At 46.4% G+C, this 24,240-nt stretch carries 23 protein-coding genes, 3 tRNA genes and 2 rRNA genes; 6 read left to right on the top strand and 22 right to left on the bottom strand.

Translation table 11 applies throughout. The features are described 5' to 3' along the window. Nucleotides 1-6 precede the first annotated feature (6 nt). The 4 genes from ICN36_RS02105 to ICN36_RS02090 all read right to left on the bottom strand — a co-directional run bounded on the left by ICN36_RS02105 (nt 7) and on the right by ICN36_RS02090 (nt 4,922). Nucleotides 7-2,880, bottom strand: a 23S ribosomal RNA gene (locus ICN36_RS02105). A 268-nt stretch (nt 2,881-3,148) separates the two neighbouring features. Beyond that, nucleotides 3,149-3,224, bottom strand: a tRNA-Ala gene (locus ICN36_RS02100). A gap of 30 nt (nt 3,225-3,254) precedes the next feature. Next, nucleotides 3,255-3,331 (bottom strand) — tRNA-Ile (locus tag ICN36_RS02095). 58 nt (nt 3,332-3,389) lie between these two features. Then, a 16S ribosomal RNA gene (locus ICN36_RS02090) occupies nt 3,390-4,922 on the bottom strand. The 16S and 23S rRNA genes sit together here with 2 tRNA genes alongside, the layout of an rRNA operon. Before the next feature lie 481 nt (nt 4,923-5,403). Between ICN36_RS02090 and ICN36_RS02085 the strand changes: the two genes are divergently transcribed. Then, the gene (locus ICN36_RS02085) at nt 5,404-6,060 is read left to right on the top strand and encodes a GNAT family N-acetyltransferase (RefSeq protein WP_216226777.1); all 657 of its coding nucleotides are present in this window, start codon (nt 5,404-5,406) and stop codon (nt 6,058-6,060) included. Between the two features lie 21 nt (nt 6,061-6,081). Here the strand turns inward: ICN36_RS02085 and ICN36_RS02080 are convergent, their stop codons facing one another. From ICN36_RS02080 to ICN36_RS02070, 3 genes are read right to left on the bottom strand one after another with little or no spacing between them, the layout of a single operon-like run. Further along, nucleotides 6,082-6,435 carry a c-type cytochrome gene (locus tag ICN36_RS02080; protein WP_216226776.1) on the bottom strand — a complete coding sequence of 118 codons (354 nt, stop codon included), beginning with the start codon at nt 6,433-6,435 and terminating at the stop codon, nt 6,082-6,084. An 18-nt stretch (nt 6,436-6,453) separates the two neighbouring features. Then, nucleotides 6,454-7,104, bottom strand: coding sequence for a BON domain-containing protein (locus ICN36_RS02075; RefSeq protein WP_216152356.1), 651 nt, complete (start codon nt 7,102-7,104; stop codon nt 6,454-6,456). 33 nt (nt 7,105-7,137) lie between these two features. Then, on the bottom strand, nt 7,138-7,740 hold the full coding sequence (locus ICN36_RS02070) for a phosphoheptose isomerase (protein WP_216226775.1): 603 nt from the start codon (nt 7,738-7,740) through the stop codon (nt 7,138-7,140). Between the two features lie 104 nt (nt 7,741-7,844). Between ICN36_RS02070 and rsmI the strand changes: the two genes are divergently transcribed. Next, nucleotides 7,845-8,738: a 16S rRNA (cytidine(1402)-2'-O)-methyltransferase gene (rsmI, locus tag ICN36_RS02065; RefSeq protein ID WP_216226774.1), complete on the top strand. Its 894-nt coding sequence runs from the start codon at nt 7,845-7,847 to the stop codon at nt 8,736-8,738. Nucleotides 8,739-8,790: 52 nt separating this feature from the next. Here rsmI and ICN36_RS02060 read toward each other — a convergent pair whose 3' ends face one another. Next, entirely contained in the window at nt 8,791-9,024 is a 234-nt protein-coding gene (locus ICN36_RS02060; RefSeq protein WP_255531198.1) for a hypothetical protein, read from the bottom strand. A 102-nt stretch (nt 9,025-9,126) separates the two neighbouring features. On the opposite strand from ICN36_RS02060, the gene ICN36_RS02055 reads away from it, so the two are divergent. From ICN36_RS02055 to ICN36_RS02045, 3 genes are all read left to right on the top strand, one after another. Continuing rightward, a tRNA-Arg gene (locus ICN36_RS02055) sits at nt 9,127-9,202 on the top strand. Nucleotides 9,203-9,285: 83 nt separating this feature from the next. Beyond that, nucleotides 9,286-10,428 (top strand): fatty acid desaturase, encoded by a 1,143-nt coding sequence (locus ICN36_RS02050; RefSeq protein WP_370623378.1) that lies wholly within the window; start codon nt 9,286-9,288, stop codon nt 10,426-10,428. A gap of 40 nt (nt 10,429-10,468) precedes the next feature. Continuing rightward, nucleotides 10,469-10,654: a hypothetical protein gene (locus ICN36_RS02045; protein WP_215391856.1), complete on the top strand. Its 186-nt coding sequence runs from the start codon at nt 10,469-10,471 to the stop codon at nt 10,652-10,654. Between the two features lie 20 nt (nt 10,655-10,674). Here ICN36_RS02045 and ICN36_RS02040 read toward each other — a convergent pair whose 3' ends face one another. Continuing rightward, entirely contained in the window at nt 10,675-11,319 is a 645-nt protein-coding gene (locus tag ICN36_RS02040; RefSeq protein ID WP_216862012.1) for an MBL fold metallo-hydrolase, read from the bottom strand. A gap of 79 nt (nt 11,320-11,398) precedes the next feature. Between ICN36_RS02040 and gcvH the strand changes: the two genes are divergently transcribed. Next, nucleotides 11,399-11,791: a glycine cleavage system protein GcvH gene (gene gcvH / locus ICN36_RS02035; protein ID WP_255531196.1), complete on the top strand. Its 393-nt coding sequence runs from the start codon at nt 11,399-11,401 to the stop codon at nt 11,789-11,791. Between the two features lie 13 nt (nt 11,792-11,804). Here the strand turns inward: gcvH and priA are convergent, their stop codons facing one another. The 13 genes from priA to ICN36_RS01970 form a co-directional block, all read right to left on the bottom strand. Then, on the bottom strand, nt 11,805-13,931 hold the full coding sequence (priA, locus tag ICN36_RS02030; protein WP_216226772.1) for a primosomal protein N': 2,127 nt from the start codon (nt 13,929-13,931) through the stop codon (nt 11,805-11,807). Nucleotides 13,932-14,196: 265 nt separating this feature from the next. Further along, nucleotides 14,197-15,315 carry a uroporphyrinogen decarboxylase gene (hemE, locus tag ICN36_RS02025; RefSeq protein ID WP_216226870.1) on the bottom strand — a complete coding sequence of 373 codons (1,119 nt, stop codon included), beginning with the start codon at nt 15,313-15,315 and terminating at the stop codon, nt 14,197-14,199. Nucleotides 15,316-15,324: 9 nt separating this feature from the next. Further along, complete coding sequence (locus ICN36_RS02020; RefSeq protein ID WP_216226771.1) at nt 15,325-15,741, bottom strand: F0F1 ATP synthase subunit epsilon; 417 nt, start codon at nt 15,739-15,741, stop codon at nt 15,325-15,327. 21 nt (nt 15,742-15,762) lie between these two features. Further along, nucleotides 15,763-17,163 (bottom strand): F0F1 ATP synthase subunit beta, encoded by a 1,401-nt coding sequence (atpD, locus tag ICN36_RS02015; protein WP_071464385.1) that lies wholly within the window; start codon nt 17,161-17,163, stop codon nt 15,763-15,765. A 55-nt stretch (nt 17,164-17,218) separates the two neighbouring features. Continuing rightward, nucleotides 17,219-18,088, bottom strand: a complete 870-nt coding sequence (gene atpG / locus ICN36_RS02010) for a F0F1 ATP synthase subunit gamma (RefSeq protein ID WP_216226770.1) — start codon at nt 18,086-18,088, stop codon at nt 17,219-17,221. Between the two features lie 17 nt (nt 18,089-18,105). Continuing rightward, nucleotides 18,106-19,647 carry a F0F1 ATP synthase subunit alpha gene (gene atpA / locus ICN36_RS02005; protein ID WP_072582050.1) on the bottom strand — a complete coding sequence of 514 codons (1,542 nt, stop codon included), beginning with the start codon at nt 19,645-19,647 and terminating at the stop codon, nt 18,106-18,108. A gap of 45 nt (nt 19,648-19,692) precedes the next feature. Next, nucleotides 19,693-20,229 (bottom strand): F0F1 ATP synthase subunit delta, encoded by a 537-nt coding sequence (locus tag ICN36_RS02000; RefSeq protein WP_216226769.1) that lies wholly within the window; start codon nt 20,227-20,229, stop codon nt 19,693-19,695. A gap of 1 nt (nt 20,230) precedes the next feature. After that, nucleotides 20,231-20,701 (bottom strand): F0F1 ATP synthase subunit B, encoded by a 471-nt coding sequence (locus ICN36_RS01995; RefSeq protein ID WP_216226768.1) that lies wholly within the window; start codon nt 20,699-20,701, stop codon nt 20,231-20,233. A gap of 63 nt (nt 20,702-20,764) precedes the next feature. Then, the gene (gene atpE / locus ICN36_RS01990; RefSeq protein WP_011901869.1) at nt 20,765-21,031 is read right to left on the bottom strand and encodes a F0F1 ATP synthase subunit C; all 267 of its coding nucleotides are present in this window, start codon (nt 21,029-21,031) and stop codon (nt 20,765-20,767) included. Nucleotides 21,032-21,076: 45 nt separating this feature from the next. Further along, nucleotides 21,077-21,952 carry a F0F1 ATP synthase subunit A gene (gene atpB, locus ICN36_RS01985; protein WP_216226767.1) on the bottom strand — a complete coding sequence of 292 codons (876 nt, stop codon included), beginning with the start codon at nt 21,950-21,952 and terminating at the stop codon, nt 21,077-21,079. A gap of 40 nt (nt 21,953-21,992) precedes the next feature. Next, a complete protein-coding gene (locus ICN36_RS01980) occupies nt 21,993-22,484 on the bottom strand; it encodes an ATP synthase subunit I (RefSeq protein ID WP_216226766.1) in 492 nt (163 codons plus the stop codon). Nucleotides 22,485-22,553: 69 nt separating this feature from the next. Next, nucleotides 22,554-23,444, bottom strand: coding sequence for a ParB/RepB/Spo0J family partition protein (locus tag ICN36_RS01975; protein WP_216226765.1), 891 nt, complete (start codon nt 23,442-23,444; stop codon nt 22,554-22,556). 23 nt (nt 23,445-23,467) lie between these two features. Further along, nucleotides 23,468-24,238, bottom strand: a complete 771-nt coding sequence (locus ICN36_RS01970; protein ID WP_216226764.1) for a ParA family protein — start codon at nt 24,236-24,238, stop codon at nt 23,468-23,470. Nucleotides 24,239-24,240 lie beyond the last annotated feature (2 nt).

The raw sequence follows: 24,240 nt of genomic DNA, 5'->3' as shown, positions 1-24,240 counted from the left end.
GGTTATAGGATCAAGCCTAACGGGCAATTAGTATCGGTTAGCTTAATGCATTACTGCACTTCCACACCCGACCTATCAACGTTGTGGTCTTCAACGACCCTTTATGTAGGTTAAACCTACGGGAGATCTCATCTTCAGGCAAGTTTCCCGCTTAGATGCTTTCAGCGGTTATCTCTTCCATTCATAGCTACCCTGCGATGCTTCTGGCGAAACAACAGGTACACCAGCGGAATGTCCACTCCGGTCCTCTCGTACTAGGAGCAGCCCCCGTCAAATCTCCAACGCCCATGGCAGATAGGGACCAAACTGTCTCACGACGTTTTAAACCCAGCTCACGTACCTCTTTAAATGGCGAACAGCCATACCCTTGGGACCGGCTACAGCCCCAGGATGAGATGAGCCGACATCGAGGTGCCAAACACCGCCGTCGATATGAACTCTTGGGCGGTATCAGCCTGTTATCCCCAGAGTACCTTTTATCCGTTGAGCGATGGCCCTTCCATACAGAACCACCGGATCACTATGACCTGCTTTCGCACCTGCTCGACTTGTCGGTCTCGCAGTTAAGCACGCTTTTGCCATTGCACTTTAGGTACGATGTCCGACCGTACCAAGCGTACCTTCGTACTCCTCCGTTACACTTTGGGAGGAGACCGCCCCAGTCAAACTGCCTACCATGCACTGTTCCCGACCCGGATAACGGGCCAAGGTTAGAACCTCAAATAAATCAGGGTGGTATTTCAAGGTTGGCTCCAACAGAACTAGCATCCTGTTATCAACGCCTCCCACCTATCCTACACAGACCGATTCAAAGTCCAATGCAAAGCTACAGTAAAGGTTCATGGGGTCTTTCCGTCTAGCCACGGGTAGATTGCATCATCACAAACATTTCAACTTCGCTGAGTCTCAGGAGGAGACAGTGTGGCCATCGTTACGCCATTCGTGCAGGTCGGAACTTACCCGACAAGGAATTTCGCTACCTTAGGACCGTTATAGTTACGGCCGCCGTTTACTGGGACTTCAATCAAGAGCTTGCACCCCATCATTTAATCTTCCAGCACCGGGCAGGCGTCACACCCTATACGTCCACTTTCGTGTTTGCAGAGTGCTGTGTTTTTATTAAACAGTCGCAGCCACCTTTTTATTGCAACCCTTTCGTCCTCCCCTTGTACAGGGTCAAACTACCAGGGCGTACCTTATCCCGAAGTTACGGTACAAATTTGCCGAGTTCCTTCTCCTGAGTTCTCTCAAGCGCCTTAGAATACTCATCTCGCCCACCTGTGTCGGTTTGCGGTACGGTCTTGTTAGACTGAAGCTTAGAGGCTTTTCTTGGAACCACTTCCAATTGCTTCGCGAATGAATTCGCTCGTCTCACGCCCTTGAATTACGCTACCGGATTTACCTAATAGCCATCTCCAACGCAAGAACCGGGACTTCCAACACCCGGACAACTTTCCGCGATCCGTCCCCCCATCGCATCTAACAATGGTCAAGGAATATTAACCTTGTTCCCATCAGCTACGCATCTCTGCCTCGCCTTAGGGGCCGACTCACCCTGTTCCGATGAACGTTGAACAGGAAACCTTGGGCTTACGGCGAGGGGGCTTTTCACCCCCTTTATCGCTACTCATGTCAGCATTCGCACTTCTGATACCTCCAGCATCCTTTACAAGACACCTTCACAGGCTTACAGAACGCTCTCCTACCATCACATTGCTGTGATCCGCAGCTTCGGTTATATGCTTAGCCCCGTTACATCTTCCGCGCAGGACGACTCGATCAGTGAGCTATTACGCTTTCTTTAAAGGATGGCTGCTTCTAAGCCAACCTCCTGACTGTTTTAGCCTTCCCACTTCGTTTCCCACTTAGCATATATTAGGGACCTTAGCTGGCGGTCTGGGTTGTTTCCCTCTTGACACCGGACGTTAGCACCCGATGTCTGTCTCCCGTGCTTGCACTTGTAGGTATTCGGAGTTTGCTATGGCGCAGTAATCCGCAATGGACCCCACTACCATGACAGTGCTCTACCCCCTACAGTGATACACGAGGCACTACCTAAATAGTTTTCGGAGAGAACCAGCTATTTCCAGTTTTGTTTAGCCTTTCACCCCTATCCACAGCTCATCCCCTAACTTTTCAACGTTAGTGGGTTCGGTCCTCCAGTACGTGTTACCGCACCTTCAACCTGGCCATGGATAGATCAACTGGTTTCGGGTCTACACCCAGCAACTAGCGCCCTATTCGGACTCGCTTTCGCTACGCCTTCCCTATTCGGTTAAGCTTGCTACTGAATGTAAGTCGCTGACCCATTATACAAAAGGTACGCAGTCACCCCTTACGAGGCTCCTACTGTTTGTATGCACACAATTTCAGGATCTATTTCACTCCCCTCCCGGGGTTCTTTTCGCCTTTCCCTCACGGTACTTGTTCACTATCGGTCGATTACGAGTATTTAGCCTTGGAGGATGGTCCCCCCATATTCAGACAGGATTTCACGTGTCCCGCCCTACTTGTCTCTAGCCTAGTACCACTCAATAATTTTCACATACGGGACTATCACCCTTTATTGTTGGACTTTCCATTCCATTCTGTTAATTACTGAGATATCACTAGAAGGCTGTTCCCATTTCGCTCGCCACTACTCTGGGAATCTCGGTTGATGTCTTTTCCTCTTGCTACTTAGATGTTTCAGTTCACAAGGTTCGCTTCTCATACCCTATGTATTCAGGTATGGATACCACAAAAGTGGTGGGTTTCCCCATTCAGAAATCCCCGGATCAAAGCTTATTTACCAGCTCCCCGGGGCTTATCGCAGGTTATAACGTCTTTCGTCGCCTGTAATCGCCAAGGCATCCATCATGTGCACTTATTCACTTGATCCTATAACGAGCACCATTGCTAGTAACCGTTATAGGTTTTACTTCTACTTCTGACATGTTTGCCGTAATCCAAACTGTAAGTACTTTGTTAAGAACTTGGTAAAACTCGTTTGTATTACTGATTGATGATTCAATCTTTACCCTTATTACATTGTCAAATGTTCTCTCAAAGAAACATTTGACACTTTGCTTACTCAAATTTTTAAAGAACAGCCATAAATGGCAAAACTAAACGATTAAATATTCGCTTAGTTTTGACATTTAGATGATGGTGGAGGATGACGGGATCGAACCGACGACCCCCTGCTTGCAAAGCAGGTGCTCTCCCAGCTGAGCTAATCCCCCAACGTCCCACTAAGTCTTGTTTCTGGCTGGTGGTGGGTCTGGTAGGACTTGAACCTACGACCCCTGCGTTATCAACACAGTGCTCTAACCAGCTGAGCTACAGACCCGTGGCTTTTATTGTCAACCGATAAGTGTGGGCACTAGGATTCAGCATCTTTTCTCTAGAAAGGAGGTGATCCAGCCGCACCTTCCGATACGGCTACCTTGTTACGACTTTACCCCAGTCATGAACCCTGCCGTGGCAGTCGCCCTCCTTGCGGTTAGGCTAACGGCTTCTGGCAAAACCCACTCCCATGGTATGACGGGCGGTGTGTACAAGACCCGGGAACGTATTCACCGCGACATTCTGATCCGCGATTACTAGCGATTCCAGCTTCACGTAGTCGAGTTGCAGACTACGATCCGGACTACGATGCATTTTCTGAGATTAGCTCCCCCTCGCGGGTTGGCAACCCTCTGTATGCACCATTGTATGACGTGTGAAGCCCTACCCATAAGGGCCATGAGGACTTGACGTCATCCCCACCTTCCTCCGGTTTGTCACCGGCAGTCTCTTTAGAGTGCTCTTGCGTAGCAACTAAAGACAAGGGTTGCGCTCGTTGCGGGACTTAACCCAACATCTCACGACACGAGCTGACGACAGCCATGCAGCACCTGTGTTCACTTTCTCTTACGAGCACCTAATGTATCTCTACTTCGTTAGTGACATGTCAAGGGTAGGTAAGGTTTTTCGCGTTGCATCGAATTAATCCACATCATCCACCGCTTGTGCGGGTCCCCGTCAATTCCTTTGAGTTTTAATCTTGCGACCGTACTCCCCAGGCGGCTGACTTCACGCGTTAGCTACGTTACTCAGGATGTAAATCCCGAACAACTAGTCAGCATCGTTTAGGGCGTGGACTACCAGGGTATCTAATCCTGTTTGCTCCCCACGCTTTCGTGCATGAGCGTCAGTGTTATCCCAGGGGGCTGCCTTCGCCATTGGTATTCCTCCACATATCTACGCATTTCACTGCTACACGTGGAATTCTACCCCCCTCTGACACACTCTAGCTATACAGTCACAGGCGCCATTCCCAGGTTAAGCCCGGGGATTTCACGCCTGTCTTGTATAACCGCCTGCGCACGCTTTACGCCCAGTAATTCCGATTAACGCTTGCACCCTACGTATTACCGCGGCTGCTGGCACGTAGTTAGCCGGTGCTTATTCTTCAGGTACCGTCATTCCCGGACTGTGTTAGAGCCGGTGTTTCTTCCCTGACAAAAGAGCTTTACAACCCGAAGGCCTTCTTCACTCACGCGGCATTGCTGGATCAGGGTTTCCCCCATTGTCCAAAATTCCCCACTGCTGCCTCCCGTAGGAGTCTGGGCCGTGTCTCAGTCCCAGTGTGGCTGATCGTCCTCTCAGACCAGCTACTGATCGTCGCCTTGGTGGGCTTTTACCCCACCAACAAGCTAATCAGGCATCGGCCGCTCTAATCGCGCGAGGTCTTTCGATCCCCCGCTTTCCCCCTCAGGGCGTATGCGGTATTAGCACAGCTTTCGCTGCGTTATCCCCCACGATAAGGTACGTTCCGATGTATTACTCACCCGTTCGCCACTCGCCACCAGGTGCAAGCACCCGTGCTGCCGTTCGACTTGCATGTGTAAGGCATGCCGCCAGCGTTCAATCTGAGCCAGGATCAAACTCTTCAGTTCAATTCCTGTGATCCTTGCGGATCGTCGCACTCATTCAAGAAATTGACTTGGTAATAAAACCAAATCTTTTTACTGTCTATGAGTACTATTTATTTACATCTGTCCCGAAGGACTGGATGCTTTCACTTAGTACCCACAATTATCGGTTGACTAATTTTTAAAGAGGGCTGACTTGTTTCGTATTTCGTAAAACATTCAGCAGAGAGGTGAGACTATATCCCACTTTTTTAGGGTCGTCAACACCTTTCGTAGTCTTTTACTTAAAAAAGGTGAAGTTTTTTCTTTCTTTGGAAATAAACCCAATAAAAACAAGGGTTTAGATTTCGAAAAAAAATTCACTTTTTTTCGAAATATCAATTTTTTTAGCGTTTTGCCTCAATCAGCCAAAAAATTATGCTGTTTTTTCATGTTTATTTAGCCTTTTTCCAACAAACCTAGGGAAAACCCTGAAATTTTCACCTATAACTGCTAATATGGTTTGATGAACAACAAATTAGCGAATAGCCACTTGCCTTCGAGCCTTTATACAGCTGGCCAGGCTGTACCCGTGCGCGAGCTGCATGCCGGTTATAGGCAAGAAATATTGAATCATTTATTGCAACTAAATGATGAAGATAGGCGCTTGCGCTTTGGCACACAGACCCCTGATGAGGTTATTCGTCACTATGTTGAACACCTTGATTTCAATAAAGACGTTGTTTTTGGTGTGTTTGATTTGAATCTTAAGCTTATTGGCATGGCACATTTAGCCTATCTACCAGAGCATAAGGGTCAAGCACGTGCGGCTGAATTTGGGGTCTCTGTATTGCCTGAAGGCCGCTCTCAGGGCTTAGGCACGGCTCTTTTGGAGCGCTCAGCAGTGCATTCACGCAATACCCGCATAGAGACTCTATATGTGCACTGCCTTGCCAACAACAAGGCGATGATGCATTTGGCACAAAAGGCTGGGATGACCGTTGAATATGCTTATGGTGATGCTGATGCCTGTCTTAAGCTTCCGCCAGCGAGTCCTGCGACCATTGTGGCAGAGGCTGCCAATGTGCATTGGGCTGATCTCGATTACGCCTTAAAAGAAAATCTCAAGCGCTCCAATCAAGCATGGTGGTGGCTCTTGGGCAGACCTGATCTCGCGCGTTAATTAATTAATTCGCTTCCTGCATTAGTTCTTACTGGGCGCGCCACGCAATACCCAACCAGTTAGCGCGGATAAATCTGCGTCACTTAATTTTGTATTGGCTGGCATAGGGACTACACCCCAAGAACCAGATCCGCCCTTGGCAATTTTATTTTTTAGAAAAGCTTGTGCACCTGGGGTGTTCTTATATTTTTCGGCTACAGATTGAAAGCTTGGGCCAACAATTTTTTTATTAATTGCATGACAACCTAAGCAGGCATTTTGCTTTGCAATAGCGTATGCATTGTCATCCTCAACAGTCGCTTGCGCAATCGGCACTAAAAAAGCGAGCGTCGTAAAAAGAAAAACTATTTTTACGATTGCTCGCTTATTGAACATCACTAATTTCTATAAAAATTATTGGAATTTTGGTGGACTGCTAGGCTGTGTTTGATCGGCCTTACCTTGTTTTTCTAAACGCATTTTTTCTTCTTGAGAAATGATGTCAAAGTAAACGAAAACTTCTTTTACACCACTAGTATTGCTTGCAACTTTTTTGGCGAGCTCTGCTTCGCTTTGCGTCAAGATACCCATCAAGTAAACACTGCTTCCTTCAGCAATAATAGCCATCGAGTTTGATGGCAGCTGGTCAGTAAAAATCATTTGTGACTTGATCTTAGACTCAAGATAGGAATCATTCGCGCGTGATGTGTAGGTGCTGTTAGGCCCTATAACCAAATCATTAAAGACCGAGCGTGCATTCTTCATAGCTTTTACATAAGCGCCAGCCTCGTTCTTAATGTCATCATCTTTTACTTCACCAGTAAGCAATACTTTTTGATTAAATGCAGTGACATTAATGTGTGCGTTATCGCCAAATCGTTTTGCCAATGCATTCTCTGCCTCTAGCTCAATGCCCTTGTCAATTGCTTGCACTGCGGGGGTTCGACGATCTGCCATGATGGTTGCGCTAGCTGCTACGCCACCAACAGCAACTACCGCACAACCCGAGATCTGCGTTGCAACAAGAGTTGTGAGAAACAATGTTCTGATGAGTGAGGTTTTCATGTGGCTTTTTCTATATTGAAGTAACAATAATTTTTAATCTAGTAAAACGTGGTCTACACCATCACATAAGGCATGAAGTAAAACCAGGTGCGTTTCTTGAATGCGCGCAGTGCGAGTTGATGGTGCGCACAAATGAATATCGTCTTGATCTAATAGCTGAGCAATTTTTCCACCACCATTACCGGTAAGCGCAATAATTTTGATTCCCATCTTTTTTGCAGCTTCAATTGCTTTGATGACATTCTTTGAGTTTCCAGAAGTAGAAATTCCTATAAGAATGTCGCCTTTTTTTCCAAGTCCTCGAACTTGTTTGCTAAAGACTTCGTCATAGCTGTAATCATTTCCTACTGCGGTCAAAATCGAGGTATCTGTTGTCAAGGCAATCGCAGCCAACTCTTGGCGCTCTCGCTCGAAACGCCCAATGAGCTCTGCCGCAAAGTGCTGTGCATCAGCTGCTGAGCCGCCATTGCCACAGGCCATTACTTTGCCGCCAGAGCGCAAGCAATCCACCATCGCCAATACCCCCCTGGCAACAGACTCTGGCAGTAATTTTTCCGCCTCTTGCTTAACGGCAATGCTGTCCAAAAAATGCTGGGATGTGCGCTGGCGCAAACGTTCGTTAATCTCTTTATTCATAACAATATTATGCGCCAAAGATGTCCTAATTTCAGCAGCAAACGGCTTATCTCAAAAGCAACGTATTCTCTTACTAATTACTTAACCTTTCTCAGGCAACCCCTATGGAACTTAGCTCATTCGATTTTTTAAAGCAGCAGGATTTACCTGTTGGGGCTCTTTACATGGTTGCAACACCCATCGGCAATTTAGGCGACATTACCTTGCGTGCCCTACACGTTTTAAATGCGGTAGATGGGATTGCATGCGAGGACACTAGACATAGCGCCGCATTACTCCAGCAATTCGGTATTCATAAAAAATGCTTAGCCCTACATGAGCACAATGAAATTGCAGGAGCGCAAACTGTTATTCAGCATCTTTCTAATAATGAGCGCTGGGCCTATATTTCAGATGCAGGGACCCCAGGAGTCTCAGATCCTGGCGCAAGACTGGTCAATGAAGTTCAAAAAGCGGGGCTAAGAGTCATCCCCATTCCCGGGGCAAGTGCTGTATCAAGTGCAATCTCCGTGGCAGGCTCGGTAATGCATAACTCCGAAGGGCGTTTTCAATTTTTAGGTTTTTGGCCCAATAAAGCCAAAGAACGCGACGCCCTCATGCAAGATATTTCCAAAAGTAAAAAAGCGAATATCTTTTTTGAATCTCCACACCACATTAAAGAAACGCTTATTTTGCTTGCAAAAAATTTAGAGCCCGATCGTCAGCTTCTAGTTTGCCGTGAGTTAACTAAAAAATTTGAGCAACTTGTCTCGCTAAAAGCGGAAGATGTTGTCAGCTGGCTTGATGTAGCAGAGAGCCTTAAGGGCGAGTTTGTCATTGTGGTAGCAGGGCGCTCGTCCAGCAGCGACGAGGCTCCTGAGCATTCATCTCTGCTGTTATGGGCAAATGCATTAAGTCCTTATTTAGGTAGCAAAGAAATCGCTGCCGTTCTCTCGCAAACATTAGGTCTCAGTAAAAAAGAGGCTTATCAAGTAGCGTTGGATGCGAAGAGTGAATAAACGGAAATAAAAAAGCTGGCATGTAGCCAGCTTTTGAATATGCGCCGAAGACTTATTTGGCGCTAGCAGCCGGAGCCGGAGCCGCAGGCTCGCTAGCATCTTTAAAATTGAGTTGTCCCACAGGTTTGATGATTTGATCAGAAGAGGCGGCCGAATCTACTCGCTTGCCATTGTTCACAAATACCATCAGCAACAGAATAATGATGAGTGGCACAAAAAAGCTTGCAAACACCATGATGATGAGTTGTTTTGGGGACTTAATCAGACTTCCGTGCTCGTTGCTCATAAGAATTTATCGTTTGACGGGTTTAGGGTTGAACTGCCGAGATTATAACTAGAGAGCGGGCTTCTGGGCACTTACAATGGAGGGGTAGCTAGTTTGTGATTAGCGCCCGTAGCTCAGTGGATAGAGTATTGGCCTCCGAAGCCAAGGGTCGCAGGTTCGATTCCTGCCGGGCGCGCCAAAACTAGAGGGGTTTTTTGACATACATCATGCGACAAATCATGAAAACCGCTATTATTTGCATCTAACTTATTGATTCTTATCGTGTCTACACATCTAAATTCAGCCCTTTCAGAGCCTTCCCTAAATAATCCTTTGTCACCAGAGGCGCCATTACCGCATCGAAAAATCATTCGAAGCTGGCTAATCCCAATGGCACAAGGCGAAACTGGGCGCGCAATCATGCTCTTAGCAATTGATGCTTTCCTGTGGCTAGGCTGTATCGCGGGAACGATCTTCGTAGAGAGCGTCTTGCTGAAAATTGTTTTTGGTCTTATTGCCGGATTTGTAACTGGTCGCATCTTTATTCTGGGTCATGATGCTTGTCATCAGAGCTTCACGCCAAATCGCGAACTTAACAAAGTTTTAGGTCGCATTGCGTTTTTGCCATCGCTTACGCCATATAGCTTGTGGGATGTTGGTCACAACGTTGTACACCATGGCCAAACCAATCTGAAGGGTTTTGATTTTGTTTGGGCGCCTTTATCGAAATCAGAATACGACGCGCTTCCCCCATGGCGTAAGGCTGTAGAGCGCCTTTACCGTAGTGGCTGGGGCCCTGTTTTTTATTACCTCATTGAAATTTGGTGGAGACGTGAGTACTTCCCAAATGCTAAAAATAAACCTGGCGACCGTCCTATTTTCTTAAAAGACAATTTACTTGTTACTGCATTTGCAATCGTTTGGATTGGCTGCTTAATTGCCGGAGCCATTGCCACTGGACAGTCCATTTGGCTCGGTTTGATCACTGGCTTTGCAGTTCCATTCTTGTTCTGGAACGGCATGATTGGTTTTGTGGTCTACGTGCACCATACCCATCCAAAGGTATCTTGGTACGACAAGAAATCGGAGTGGTTACGCGCCCAGCCATTTGTATCAACAACTGTTCATCTGACATTTAGCTGGATTTGGGGCAAATTGATGCACCACATCATGGAGCATACGGCTCACCATGTGGACATGAGCGTCCCGCTCTATCGCCTGCCAGAAGCCCAGCAAACGCTAGAAACCATCCTTCCAGAGCGTATTTTCATTCAAAAGTTCTCTTGGGGCTGGTACTTCGATACTGCTCGCAAGTGCAAGCTCTACGACTTTGAAAATAAGGCCTGGCTTGATTTCGATGGCAACAAAACGGCTGATTCAGTGCGAGTTGTGCTCAGCCCAGCCCCAGCGGGACAAAACGGGTAAAATAGATCTCTGTATAAGATTTGCCTTACCCGGATTGCCCATGACTACCTCGACTCCAGCAGCTACCCAAGAATCCTCTCAGAGCTTAAAATTTTGCTCTTCTTGCAGCCGTGAAAAACGACTTGAGGGTGGCACATGGATTCCGACAAGTAATCGCAAGCAGCGCTGGATCTGCGCAAGCTGTTTATACAACCGTACACATCGTACTGGTTCTGCAAAAACCTAAATTCATCTGAAGTAAAAGATTTAAGCACCATCCCCAACATAGGGATTGGTTCTACGTTCTTTTCCGAACGTAGACATTGGCCCATGTCCTGGCACAAACTGAACATCATCACCTAGAGGCCACAGTTTCGTTTTTATCGCATGAATTAAATCCGCATGATTGCCGCGAGGAAAATCTGTTCTACCAATTGAGCCGGCGAACAAAACATCGCCAACAATTGCTAAACGATCTTCTTTATCAAAAAATACAATGTGGCCCGGAGTGTGTCCTGGACAATGAAAAACTTCAAGATCAACATTACCTACCTGCACATGATCACCATTGTTTAGCCATCGGTCAGGTTCAAAAACTTTAGCGTGTCCAAATCCAAAGCGCATCGTTTGCTCTGGTAATTGATCAATCCAAAAACGCTCATCCTCTTGTGGGCCCTCAATGGGTGCGCCCAACTGATCGGCCAGGTCCTTTGCGGCTGCGCAGTGATCAAGGTGTCCATGGGTTAGCAAAATCTTTTTAACCTTACCGCCCATCTGTTGAACGCCCTCGAGAATTTTTTCAATATCACCACCTGGATCAACCACGGCAGCGTCGCCAGTCTCTTGGCAAACCAAGATTGAGCAATTTTGCTCATAGGGCGTAACTGGAACAATTCCTAATTTAATTGGCATATATACAAAGCGGTTAAGTGAATCATTGGGCAAGCTAGTTTATGGGAGTCAGCATAAAATGCCTCTAAAGGATAAAACAATGAAAAGCCAAGATACATTTAAATTTGCAGAAACTCATGAATGGGCCACTCAGGAAGATGATGGCTTGGTGTGGGTTGGTATTAGCAATCATGCGCAAGAGGCTTTAGGTGATGTCATGTTTTTTCAAGCGCCCAAAGTTGGGCAACAAGTCAAGCAGGGTGAAGCCATTGCCGCAATTGAGTCTGTAAAGGCGGCGAGCGATATTCATGCACCAGTGAGTGGAGAGATTGTTGCACTCAATGAAGAAGTGGATGCTTCGCCGGAGCTTGTGAATGAAAAACCTTATGGCGTATGGCTATTTAAAATCAAACCGACTTCTGATGAGAGTCTTGCATCTGAATTAAACCAACTATTAAGTCTAGAAAAATATAATTCAGGGCCTGGCGCCTGATAAATCAGATCGCTTAGATGGAAATGGGGTCGCGTTCAATTAACCAGCGAATACGCCCCTCTTTGATAATGCGCCCCTGAGAGTTTTCTCGTAAATAACGATCCATCACCTCTAAGACTTCTTGAAGATTCTTGCGGTCATCAGACTCCACTAAAAGCTGGGCTCGCTCCGATCCAGCTACTCGCATTACAGCTTTTGGCACCGGGTCATAGACCCTTAACCCCTTAGATATAGGGCCTTGAGCTTTTAAATACCTTTTTAGACCACTCAAAAACTGAATAGCCTTATCCAGATTTTTTGCCTCTGCATGGATAAGGGCCTGATAGGCAAATGGTGGCAGGCCCGCTTCTTTTCTTTCATTGGCCGTAAAGGCTAAAAAACCATCTACATCGTGGCGCAATAAAAACTGAAAAACGGCCGCCTCGGGAAACTGGGTTTCGATATAAATTGCACCGCCCATTTCGCCGCTCTTATTGGAGCGGCCAGCACGTCCTGCAACCTGAACCAGCTGTGCAAACAATCTTTCTGCAGCCCTAAAGTCTTGGGAAAAGAGTCTGCTGTCAGCATCCAGTACTGCAACCAAACCTATATTTTGGTAATCATGGCCCTTGGCAATCATTTGAGTACCAACAACAATGTCGATATTGCCCTCATGAATTTGCTGAAAGAGCTCTTCCGCCCCCCTGCTCTTTCTACTGGAGTCTGTATCGACCCGCAGCACTCTTGCGCCGGGCCACATCTCTTCAATAGAGTCCTCGACCTTTTGTGTGCCTTGTCCAAGAGAAGATAAATCGATGTTTCCGCAATCGGGGCAATGGTTTGGGATGGCCTTCACTAGGCCACAGTGATGGCAGTTCAGAACCGACTTCCTGCCTAAAGCACCCGCTTTGTGGAGCACCATATATGAAGTACATTGCTCGCATTTAGAAAGCCATGAACACGCGCCGCAACTAAGAACAGGGGCATAACCACGTCGATTGATGAGTATTAAGCTTTGTTGTTTGCTTTCTAGGTTTTTACTGACTGCATTAGCAAGAGTCTTTGTGATCAGACTTTTTGTTTTGGGCTTTTCGGCATCACCAGGACTAAATTGCGCTTGAGGATCTCGCGTATTGACTAAGCGCACACTTGGCAAGCTTGCTCCTTGTGCACGCTGATCCAAGCGAATATATTCATAACGACCTGCTTGAGCTGCCATCCATGTTTCAAGCGAAGGAGTAGCAGACGCAAGCAAGATCGGTATCTTGAGATCATGAGCGCGCCAAACGGCCAGATCACGCGCAGAATATCGAATACCATCTTGCTGCTTATATGATGGGTCATGCTCTTCATCGACAACAATGGCACGAAGATTCGGCAGGGGCGTTAAAGCCGCCAATCTTGTTCCCAAAATAATTTGGGCTTTACCAGTCAATGCTTCATACCAAGCAATACCTCTTACTTTTTCACTCACGCCACTGTGAAGTACAACCATTTTTTTATCTGGAAAATAGGCGCGGACTCTTCGCTCTAATTGTGGCGTTAAATTTATTTCTGGAACCAAGAGCAATACTTGCGCACTTGCATCCTGCAAAATTCCACTCAACCAATTTAAAAATACAGCGGTTTTTCCGCTACCAGTTTGTCCTTGCAAAAGAATCGCCTTGAATTCATTTGCTGGGAAATTGCGTAATTTTTCAAGCGCTAGTTTTTGCCCATCATTTAAGAGGTGCTCATCAATAAATCCCTCGCTTATTTCTGGCAGAGTTTTTTTCTTCTTCTTTTCTTCATCCGCAGCCAATTTCTTGGGAATCTTTTCCCAGTCGTCTGGCTTTTTCCACATCTGGGGAATGGTTGGAATAATGGTCTCGCCAAGTGCATGAATGTAATACTGGCTTGCAAAATTCATTAGGCGCAAAACAGCTGGGTCCAAAGGGGGCAGCGGGGGAACCTTAGTTACGCCCTTTAATTTATCTATTTCATAATCAGAGTAAGCGCTTACTTTAATTACCATTCCCACGAGCATGCTACGCCCAAAAGGAACCTCGACTATTGAGCCCACCACTGGAAGGCCTCCCAGTAAATTTTCGTCCCACAAGTAGTCAAAGCCCTGGGCAAGGGGCTTATCAATGATGACTTGGACTACGATCGGAGGGGGCATGATTTACTTCAAAACTCTATTTTGCTTGTGGATAAGTCTGTGGATATCATCAGAGGATTCTGATTTATAAGCTAATTTATCAGCTTTTAGTTTTTGCACTCTTTTAAAGCTTTTTAGTAATTTTATATATAAATCAAAGACTTATATTCGTATTCAAAAGTGAATTTTCATCTTTATTCGCAATCTCACTGAATTTCGAATATTCCCGCTATCTGTGCATAACTTTCATTAAAAATTTCAATGGCAAGTTAGCAGTCACTCAGTATTATGACTTTGCCCTGAGAGCCCTTGAGCGATTAATAACTGCTTCAGAGAGGGCTGTGACGCTTTCGGGTGGAGTGAACTGAGAAATTCCATGCCCTAGATTAAAGATATGTCCGTCCAGAGGATGCAAGCCCGGCTTAAGGGCTGGGGCGCTCGCCAGATCCTCCAGCAGAAGGTTAGCCTGCTCTGCAATTTGTTTTGGCTCTGAGAACAGAATAAGCGGGTCTAAATTGCCTTGTAATGCCAAGGGCTTGTTAAGGGTTAGCAATTGTTTACGGGCGCGACTGAGTGACATTGTCCAATCAATAGCAATCACATCGGCGCCAACTTGTGCCATGTCATTTAGCCAAATTGCACCACCTTTAGTAAACATGATGACTGGAATTTTTTTGCCTTCATGCTCGCGTGGCAATAAAGCAATTACTTTTTGCATCGAGGCCAGAGACATTCTTTGATACCAGCCATCTGGAAGCATTCCGCCCCAGGTGTCAAAAATCATCAAGGCTTGTGCGCCAGCTTTTACTTGCTCGGTTAAATAATCGGCCACCGATTGCGCGTTGATGTCTAGAATGTGCTGCATCAAATCGGGGCGACTAAACATCATCGTCTTGGCATGACGAAAATCGTCAGCGCTCGAGCCATCAATCATGTAGCAAGCTAACGTCCAAGGACTTCCAGAGAAGCCAATCAATGGAACGCGTTGTTTGCCATCCTGAATAAGCGCTTTACGAATTTCTGAAACAGCATCAAAAACATATGTAAGTTGATCCATATCAGCAACGCGTAATTTTTTAACCGCCTCTTCAGTGCGAAGGGGGTGTTCAAAGCTTGGGCCTTCGCCTGCAGTAAATTTCAGACCCAATCCCATCGCATCTGGAATGGTCAAAATATCAGAAAATAAAATCGCCGCATCTAATGGATAGCGATCCAAAGGCTGAAGCGTTACTTCTGTGGCATATGCAGGATTTTTTGCGAGGCCTAAAAAACTTCCGGCTCTAGCGCGAGTAGCGTTGTACTCGGGGAGATATCGACCGGCTTGACGCATGAGCCAAAGCGGTGTTTGATCAACCGCTTCGCCCAGGCAGGCCTTTAAAAACCGATCATTTAACAACAAGGAGATGACCGGCTATTACTTTTTACGACGAAAACGAGCAATTGCAGCCAATTGCGCCGCGGCTATTGCAAACTCAGATTGGGCCAAGGCCAAATCAAAGTCAGTACTACGGTTTTGCATAGCTTCTTCAGCACGTTTTTTAGCTTCAATAGCTTTAGCTTCATCAAGATCATGGCCGCGAATAGCAGTGTCTGCTAATACGGTAACGCGATCTGGCTGAACCTCTAAATAGCCACCTGCTACGAATACAAACTCTTCATCACCATCAGCTTTTTCAATACGAACTGAACCTGGACGAATGCGTGTAATCAAAGGGGTGTGGCCGCGCAAAATGCCGAGCTCACCACTTTCGCCGGGAAGCGCAACAAACTTAGCTTCCCCGCTGAAAATAGACTGCTCAGCACTTACTACATCGACGCGTATGGTTGACATAATTTCCCTAGATGAGTTCGATTAAAGCTTCTTGGCTTTCTCGATGGCTTCATCAATTGAACCCACCATGTAGAACGCTTGCTCAGGCAAGTGATCCAATTCGCCGCTACAGATCATTTTGAAACCACGAATAGTTTCTTTCAATGGAACGTATTTGCCTGGTGAACCAGTAAACACTTCAGCAACGTGGAAAGGCTGGGACAAGAAACGCTGAATCTTACGAGCACGTGATACAGACAACTTATCTTCAGGTGACAACTCGTCCATACCCAAAATTGCAATAATGTCGCGCAACTCTTTATAACGCTGCAATGTCATCTGCACTTCGCGAGCTACTTCATAGTGCTCTTGACCAACCACTTGTGGATCGAGCTGACGGCTGGTGGAGTCCAGTGGATCAACCGCTGGGTAAATACCCAATGCAGCGATGTCACGTGACAACACAACTGTGGAGTCTAAGTGCAAGAAGGTTGTTGCTGGTGATGGATCAGTCAAGTCATCCGCGGGAACGTAAACGGCCTGAATAGAGGTAACAGAACCAGTTTTTGTAGAGGTAATACGCTCTTGCAATTTACCCATCTCTTCAGCCAATGTAGGTTGATAACCCACAGCTGAAGGCATACGGCCTAGCAACGCAGAGACTTCAGTACCAGCCAATGTGTAGCGGTAGATGTTGTCAACGAAGAACAAAATGTCGCGGCCTTCGTCACGGAATGCTTCAGCCATTGTCAAACCAGTTAACGCAACGCGCAAACGGTTGCCAGGAGGCTCATTCATCTGACCAAACACCATCGCTACTTTGTCGATAACGTTAGATTCTTTCATCTCGTGGTAGAAGTCATTACCTTCACGAGTACGCTCACCAACACCGGCAAACACTGACAAGCCAGAGTGTTGCTTAGCGATGTTGTTAATCAATTCCATCATGTTCACGGTCTTACCAACACCCGCGCCACCGAACAATCCGACCTTACCGCCCTTAGCAAACGGGCAAACTAAGTCAATAACCTTAATGCCTGTTTCGAGCAAGTCAACGGAAGGAGAGAGTTCGTCAAACTTAGGGGCTGGCTGGTGAATAGCGCGGCGCTCTTCAGTAGCAATCGGACCTGCGTCATCGATTGGGCGACCTAGAACATCCATGATGCGGCCTAAAGTTGCTGGGCCAACAGGCACAGAAATTGGGCCACCAGTAGATTTTACTTCCATGCCGCGACGCAAGCCATCGCTCGCACCCATGGCAATCGCGCGAACTACGCCGTCACCGATTTGTTGCTGAACTTCAAAGGTCAAACCTTTTTCAGCAAATGATTTTTCGCCGCTTTCAACTAATGTCAACGCATCATAAATGTTTGGCATTTTGTCGCGTGGGAACTGAATGTCCACCACTGGACCGATACATTGCACGATATTTCCGTTACTCATCGCATTTCTCCGCTTTTAATTCCTGAATTCTTTCGTATTCTTAAACGCTAACCGCTTAAACCGCAGCCGCTCCGCCAACAATTTCTGACAACTCTTTAGTAATAGCAGCCTGTCGTGTTTTGTTGTATTCCAATTGCAATTCGCCGATTACATTCTTCGCATTATCTGAAGCGGCCTTCATTGAGACCATACGTGCAGATTGTTCTGAAGCCATATTTTCAGCAACAGCTTGATAAATCATTGCCTCTACATAACGCTTTAGCAGGCCATTCAAAATGGACTCTGCATCAGGTTCATAGATGTAATCCCAAGAATTGCCTGTTTTCTCTTGTGGAGTCAAAGCTTCTGACTCCAAGGGCAAGAGTTTTTCTAAAACAGGCTCTTGTTTCATTGCATTTACAAAGCGGGTGTATGCCAAATAAACAGCATCAATCTCGCCACGCTCAAACGCTTCTAATTGGGCAACAATTGCGCCAATCAAAACATCCATATGTGGTGTGTCACCAATTTGGATTGTTTGAGAAATCAATTTTGCTTTTGAGCGATTTAGAAATTGCAGGCCTTTTGAACCAATTGCGGTGTACGCAATCTCAACATTCTTGTCCTGTAAATCGCGCACTTGGTTAGCAATCAAACGCAAGACGTTGGTATTTAAACCACCGCACAAGCCTTTGTCGGTTGTAACCAAAATCGTGCCAACTTTCTTCACTTCACGAGTTGCCATGTAAGCAGGGCGAAACTCGGGATTTGCTTTAGAAAGGTTAGCAACAATCTCACGAATTTTTTCAGCATAGGGACGCGCATTACGCATGCGCTCCTGGGCGCGACGCATCTTGGATGCGGCGACCATTTCCATTGCCTTCGTGATCTTGCGCGTGTTTTGCACGCTCTTGATCTTAGATCGTATCTCTTTTGTGCTTGCCATGATTTATGCGAGCCCTCTTAGAAAGAGGCAGAGCGCTTGTAATCCTCAATAGCAGCGCGCAATGCGGCTTCGTCATCTTTGCTCAAATCTTTGGTCTCTTCAATGCGCGCAACTAAGTCAGCGAATTTAGATTTCAAATGATCTTGCAAACCTTTTTCGAATGGCAAAACATTCTTCACTTCGAGGTCATCGAAGTAGCCGTTATTAACAGCATAAAGTGAAGCGGCCATTTCCCAAACCTGGAGTGGCTTGTACTGAGCTTGCTTACACAATTCAGTAACGCGACGACCACGCTCTAGCTGCTTGCGGGTTGCTTCGTCAAGGTCGGATGCGAACTGAGCAAACGCTGCCAATTCACGATATTGCGCTAAGTCGGTACGAATACCGCCAGACAATTTCTTAATCACTTTAGTTTGTGCAGCGCCACCAACGCGGGATACAGAAATACCGGCGTTAATCGCAGGACGTACACCAGCGTTGAACAAGTCAGTTTCCAAGAAGATCTGACCATCAGTAATCGAAATCACGTTAGTTGGAACGAATGCAGAAACGTCGCCAGCTTGAGTTTCAATAATTGGCAATGCTGTCAAAGAACCAGTCTTGCCTTTTACTGCGCCGTTGGTGAACTTCTCAACATATTCAGCATTTACACGAGCAGCGCGCTCGAGCAAGCGTGAGTGGAGGTAGAACACGTCGCCAGGATAAGCTTCGCGGCCTGGTGGGCGGCGGAGCAACAAGGAAATTTGACGGTAAGCAACTGCTTGCTTAGTTAAGTCATCGTAAACGATCAAAGCGTCTTCGCCGCGATCGCGAAAGTATTCGCCCATGGTGCAACCTGCGTATGCTGAGAGGTACTGCATCGCTGCAGACTCAGAAGCACTCGCTGCAACAACAACGGTGTACTCCATCGCGCCCAATTCTGTGAGCTTGCGAACAACGTTAGCAATAGTGGAAGCTTTTTGACCGATCGCAACGTAAACGCAATAAACGCCTTTACCTTTTTGGTTAATGATCGCGTCAACCGCAACTGCAGTCTTACCAGTTTGACGGTCACCAATGATCAACTCACGCTGACCACGGCCAATTGGAACCATTGCATCAATCGCCTTCAAACCAGTTTGAACTGGCTGGCTAACAGACTGACGTGCGATAACACCTGGAGCAACTTTTTCGATAAAGTCAGTTAACTTAGTATTGATTGGGCCTTTGCCGTCAATAGGCTGACCGAGTGCGTTTACAACGCGACCGAGCAACTCTGGGCCTACTGGAACTTCCAAAATGCGGCCAGTACATTTCACTGGATCGCCTTCTTTAATGTGGGTGTACTCACCCAACACTACGGCGCCAACAGAATCACGCTCAAGGTTTAATGCGAGGCCGATAGTGTTGTTAGGAAATTCCAACATTTCGCCCTGCATAACGCCTGACAAGCCATGTACGCGGCAAATACCGTCGGTCACTGAAATTACAGTGCCTTCGTTGCGAACTTGGGAGTCAACGCCCAATTCGCTAATTCGGCTTTTGATCAGCTCGCTGATCTCGGAAGGGTTGAGTTGCATTACTTACTCCTGGGTCTTATTTCGTATGTTCTTAATAGGGATCACTTATGCGCCAAGACTTGCTTGCATTTGAGCTAACTGGGCCTTAACAGAACTATCCATTACTTCATCGCCAACTTGAATGCGAACTCCGCCAATCAACGTTGGATCAATTTGAATAGTTGGGCGCAATTCTTTACCCCCAAAGCGCTTCTTCAAACTTGACAACAAATCATTTAACGCAGATCCCTCTAAAGGGAATGCGCTAGTAATATTTACTTCTGCTGCGCCTTCGCTCTTGTTCTTCATTGCTTCAAATTGATGAGCAATTTCAGGAACGGCTGCTAAGCGGTGGTTTTGATTCACAAGATTCAAAAAGCTAGCAACCTTAGGGTCGAGCTTGGTTTTCACCATGCCAGAAAGCAACTTGCTTAAATCATCAGCTGATACCTTTGGATTGTTTGATAAAGCAGCAACTTCTGGCAAAGCTACAAGCTGTGCCAATTCGTTTAGTTGCTCCAAACATCCAGCGAGCTCAGCTGGCTTGGCGCTTTGAAAAAGCGCTTCAGCATAAGGACGTGCAATAGTGGCTAATTCAGCCATATCAAAGTTCTGCCTTTAGTTGGTCAAGCAACTGGCCGTGAGCTTTTGCATCAACTTCACGACGCAAAATTTGCTCGGCGCCTTTAACAGCAAGAACAGCAACTTCAGCGCGCAACACTTCACGTGCGCGCGTTACCTGTTGATCTGCATCTTGCTTAGCTTGAGAGATGATTCGAGCGGCTTCAGCTTGTGCGTTAGCGCGAATTTCTTCGGCCGACATTTGTGCACGCTTTTCAGCTTCGGCAACACGTTGAACACCTTCTTGGCGTGCTTTAGATAATTCTTGCTCAGCTTCGTTGCTGGCCAATGCGAGTGCTTCTTTACCGCGCTCGGCAGCAGCTAAACCATCAGCAATTTTGCTTGAACGCTCATCTAACGCCTTAACTAGCGGTGGCCACACAAAGCGTGCAACAACCCACCATAAGACGAAGAAAACGATCATTTGCGCGAATAGGGTCGCATTCAGATTCACGATATTCCTTTCAGTATTGTTGAGAACAGTAGGATGACCTTTTGGTCATCCACGCCAAAACAATTACTTAATAACTGCGAGCAGTGGGTTTGCGAAAGCAAACAACATTGCAACACCAACGCCGATCAAGAACGCAGCATCGATCAAGCCAGCCAAAAGGAACATCTTAGTTTGGAGTGGCTCCATCAATTCTGGTTGACGTGCACATGCTTCGATGTACTTGCCACCCATCAATGCGATACCCAAACATGCACCGATCGCGCCGAGGCCGATGATGATGCCGATACAGATAGCTGTTGAACCTTGAATAGTTGCTAAAAATGCTTGCATGTTGCTGACTCCTGAAGTTAAAAGAGGTAAGTTAAAAATAAAATCTTAGTGATGGCTATGCGCTTGCCCGATGTAAACCAAGGTCAACATCATGAAAATAAAGGCCTGCAACAAAATAACCAAAATGTGGAAGATGGCCCAAGCTGATCCAGCAATAACGTGGCCCACCAATCCGAACAGGGATAAATCTAAATTAAAGGTCCATACGCTGCCGAGTAGGGCGATCAATAAGAAAACCAATTCGCCAGCGTACATATTGCCGAAAAGTCGCATTCCCAAGGAAACGCCTTTCGCCAAATACTCAATGATGTTCAATGCAAGATTGAAAGGGGCCAAATACCATTTCGCACCGAAAGGGGCAGAAATAAGTTCATGCAAGAAGCCGCCAAAACCTTTTACTTTGAAGCTGTAAAAGAACACCAAAACCAATACTGAAAGAGACATGCCCATAGTGGCATTTAAATCGGTTGTTGGAACCATGCGGTTATGCGGTACGTGACCACCAAAGTTACCAATGAAATGATTTACGCCCAACACCCAATCAACAGGAATTAAGTCGAGGGTGTTTAAGAGAATGATCCAGAAAAATACGAAGAGTGCGAGAGGGGCAATGAAAGTACGGTCGCCATGAACAATGCTCTTGGCTTGTGTGTCGACCATCTCCACAATCATTTCAATCAAGGACTGAAACCGACCTGGAACTCCAGGGGTTGCACGACGCGCTGCAATCAGCAGAATAAATACCGCGATGAAGCCCATCAATGAAGCCCAAAAAATGGTGTCTAAATTGATGACGCTGAAATCAACAATAGAAGATTGGTGCTCACCAGTGCTGGTGAGATTTTGTAAATGCTCAGAAATGTACGCCGTTGGCGTCATTTGTTCTGCTGCCTCGTGGGCTTGGTTTACTTCGCTAGACATCTCTTAACTAGTCCTTTGTTTCAATCTCAATTTTCACTACTTATCGCCACAACCACGCCAGCCATACGCACTTCAAAGCAAGCAGGTAAGTCACCAACAAGGGGACCCAAAGCACGCCAGGGACGTAATACGCAATCCCTACAAACAACATCAATGTCACAGCGATTTTGATAAATTCGCCAGAAACTAATGCAGCCAAAAATCTTCCTGGACTTAATTTTTGCGATTTTTTTGCCAACTCCAACCTAATTAAAAACAAGGTCGTAGGCAAGACGCTAATTAAACCACCTAAAAAGGCCGACTGAGTATAAACGCTTACCCCTACTTGCTCCCCAAAAAATGACCAAAACACCATACTGATAGCAGTAACTAGTACTTGGGCCAAAATAATTTTCCAAGGAGATAGGGCGCGGTATTTTGTCGCATCACTTTGCTGCAGCGCAACAATCTCTTCCTTGCTGTAAACCCGAATGACTTCTTCGGGCTCATCCCATTCATTTGCCTCGGAAAATTGATTTTTATGAGGAATCAATTTAGCCCCGGAAGTTTAGTGTGTGCAGTGCAATATGTCAAAGGATTTGGAGACATTTTTCTACCTAATTTATGACTCAATACCCAACTTTTTTAACAGGGAATCAAGCTCATCAAATTGGCTAAAGCGGATTCTGAGTTCTCCGCCCTTGCCTTTAAGCTTAAATTCCGTGCTTAAGCCAATCAAATCTGCTATGTCCTGGGTTAAACGCTGCATATCTGGATCAGCACTTTGCGTAGATTTGCCGAGTTTACTTTTAGACTTTTTGTCCCCTATTTGACCGCCCGCGACCACCAATGCGGCTGTCATTCGCTCTGCTTCACGAACAGACAAGCCCTGCGCAGAGATTTTTTGGGCTAAAGCCACCTGACTAGCGCCCGGCAGCGGCAAGAGTGCACGAGCATGCCCCATGTCGATATCCCCAGCCAACAGCATGGCTTGTACTGGCTTTGCCAGCTGGGCAAGGCGCAATAGGTTGGTAATAGCACTACGAGACTTGCCCACCGCTTTTGCTGCCTGTTCGTGCGTAAAACCAAACTCCTCAATCAGCCTAGCCAATCCTTGGGCTTCTTCAAGGGGATTTAAATCCTCACGCTGCATGTTCTCTACCAAAGCCATTGCTGCAGCAGCCTGATCATCAGCACTCGAAACCAAAACTGGAACTTCTTTTAATCCCGCAATCGTTGCCGCACGAAAACGTCGCTCGCCCGCAATAATTTCATACTTACCAGGAGCCACCAATCGCACCAACAAAGGCTGCATAACACCTTGCTCACGAATGCTTTCTGCCAGCTCTTGTAATGCGCCCGCTTCCATTTTTTGACGCGGCTGATATTTGCCCGCTTGCAAAGCGGTTAGTGGCAAACGATTGATATCAGTAGATGGGCTTACTTGCTGAGTTTTTTCTCCAAGCAAAGCTTCAAGACCTCTACCTAAACCTTTTTTCTTAATAGCAACCATGATCTTTATTTTCTTTCTACAAATTACATCTGTTTGGTGCGCTCAACCATCTCAGCGCCAAACTCTAAATAGGCTTTTGCACCACGGGATGATTTATCAAAAGCTACCCCGGGAAGTCCGTAAGAAGGGGCCTCAGCAAGGCGTACGTTGCGCGGAATAATAGTCTTAAATACTTTGTCGCCAAAGTGCTCAAGTAACTGATCGGAAACCTGTTGCTGCAAAGTCATCCGCGCATCAAACATGACGCGCAACAAACCAATAATGACCAAATCTGGATTCAAATTTGCGTGCACTTGTTTGATCGTATTTACCAAATCAGATAAACCCTCTAGTGCAAAATATTCACATTGCATTGGAACAATCACACCATTTGCCGCACACAATCCGTTAAGGGTTAATAAAGATAATGCTGGCGGACAGTCGATCAAAATAAAGTCGTAATCATTGGCGACTTGTGCGAGCGCATCTTTCAAACGGGATTCGCGCGCATCGATGTCAACCAATTCAATTTCTGCTCCAGCTAAATCGCGATTTGCGGGCAACACGTCGTATCCAGAACTTTCGCAACGTTGTGCACAATCTTTCACCGAAGCTAAGCCAATGAGAACTTGATACACGCTGCTATTGAGATCTGCCTTTTCTACACCAGAACCCATGGTGGCGTTGCCTTGTGGATCTAAATCCACTAGTAGGACACGTTGCTTAAGCCCGGCTAATCCAGCCGCTAAATTAACAGCGGTTGTGGTCTTACCAACACCACCTTTTTGATTTGCGATACAGAAAATTTTGGCCATGG

The sequence above is a fragment of the Polynucleobacter sp. UK-Gri1-W3 genome, assembly GCF_018881595.1.
Lineage (GTDB): Bacteria > Pseudomonadota > Gammaproteobacteria > Burkholderiales > Burkholderiaceae > Polynucleobacter.
The sequence above is the reverse complement of the archived record's forward strand: the minus strand, read 5'-3'. Positions and strand labels throughout refer to the sequence as shown.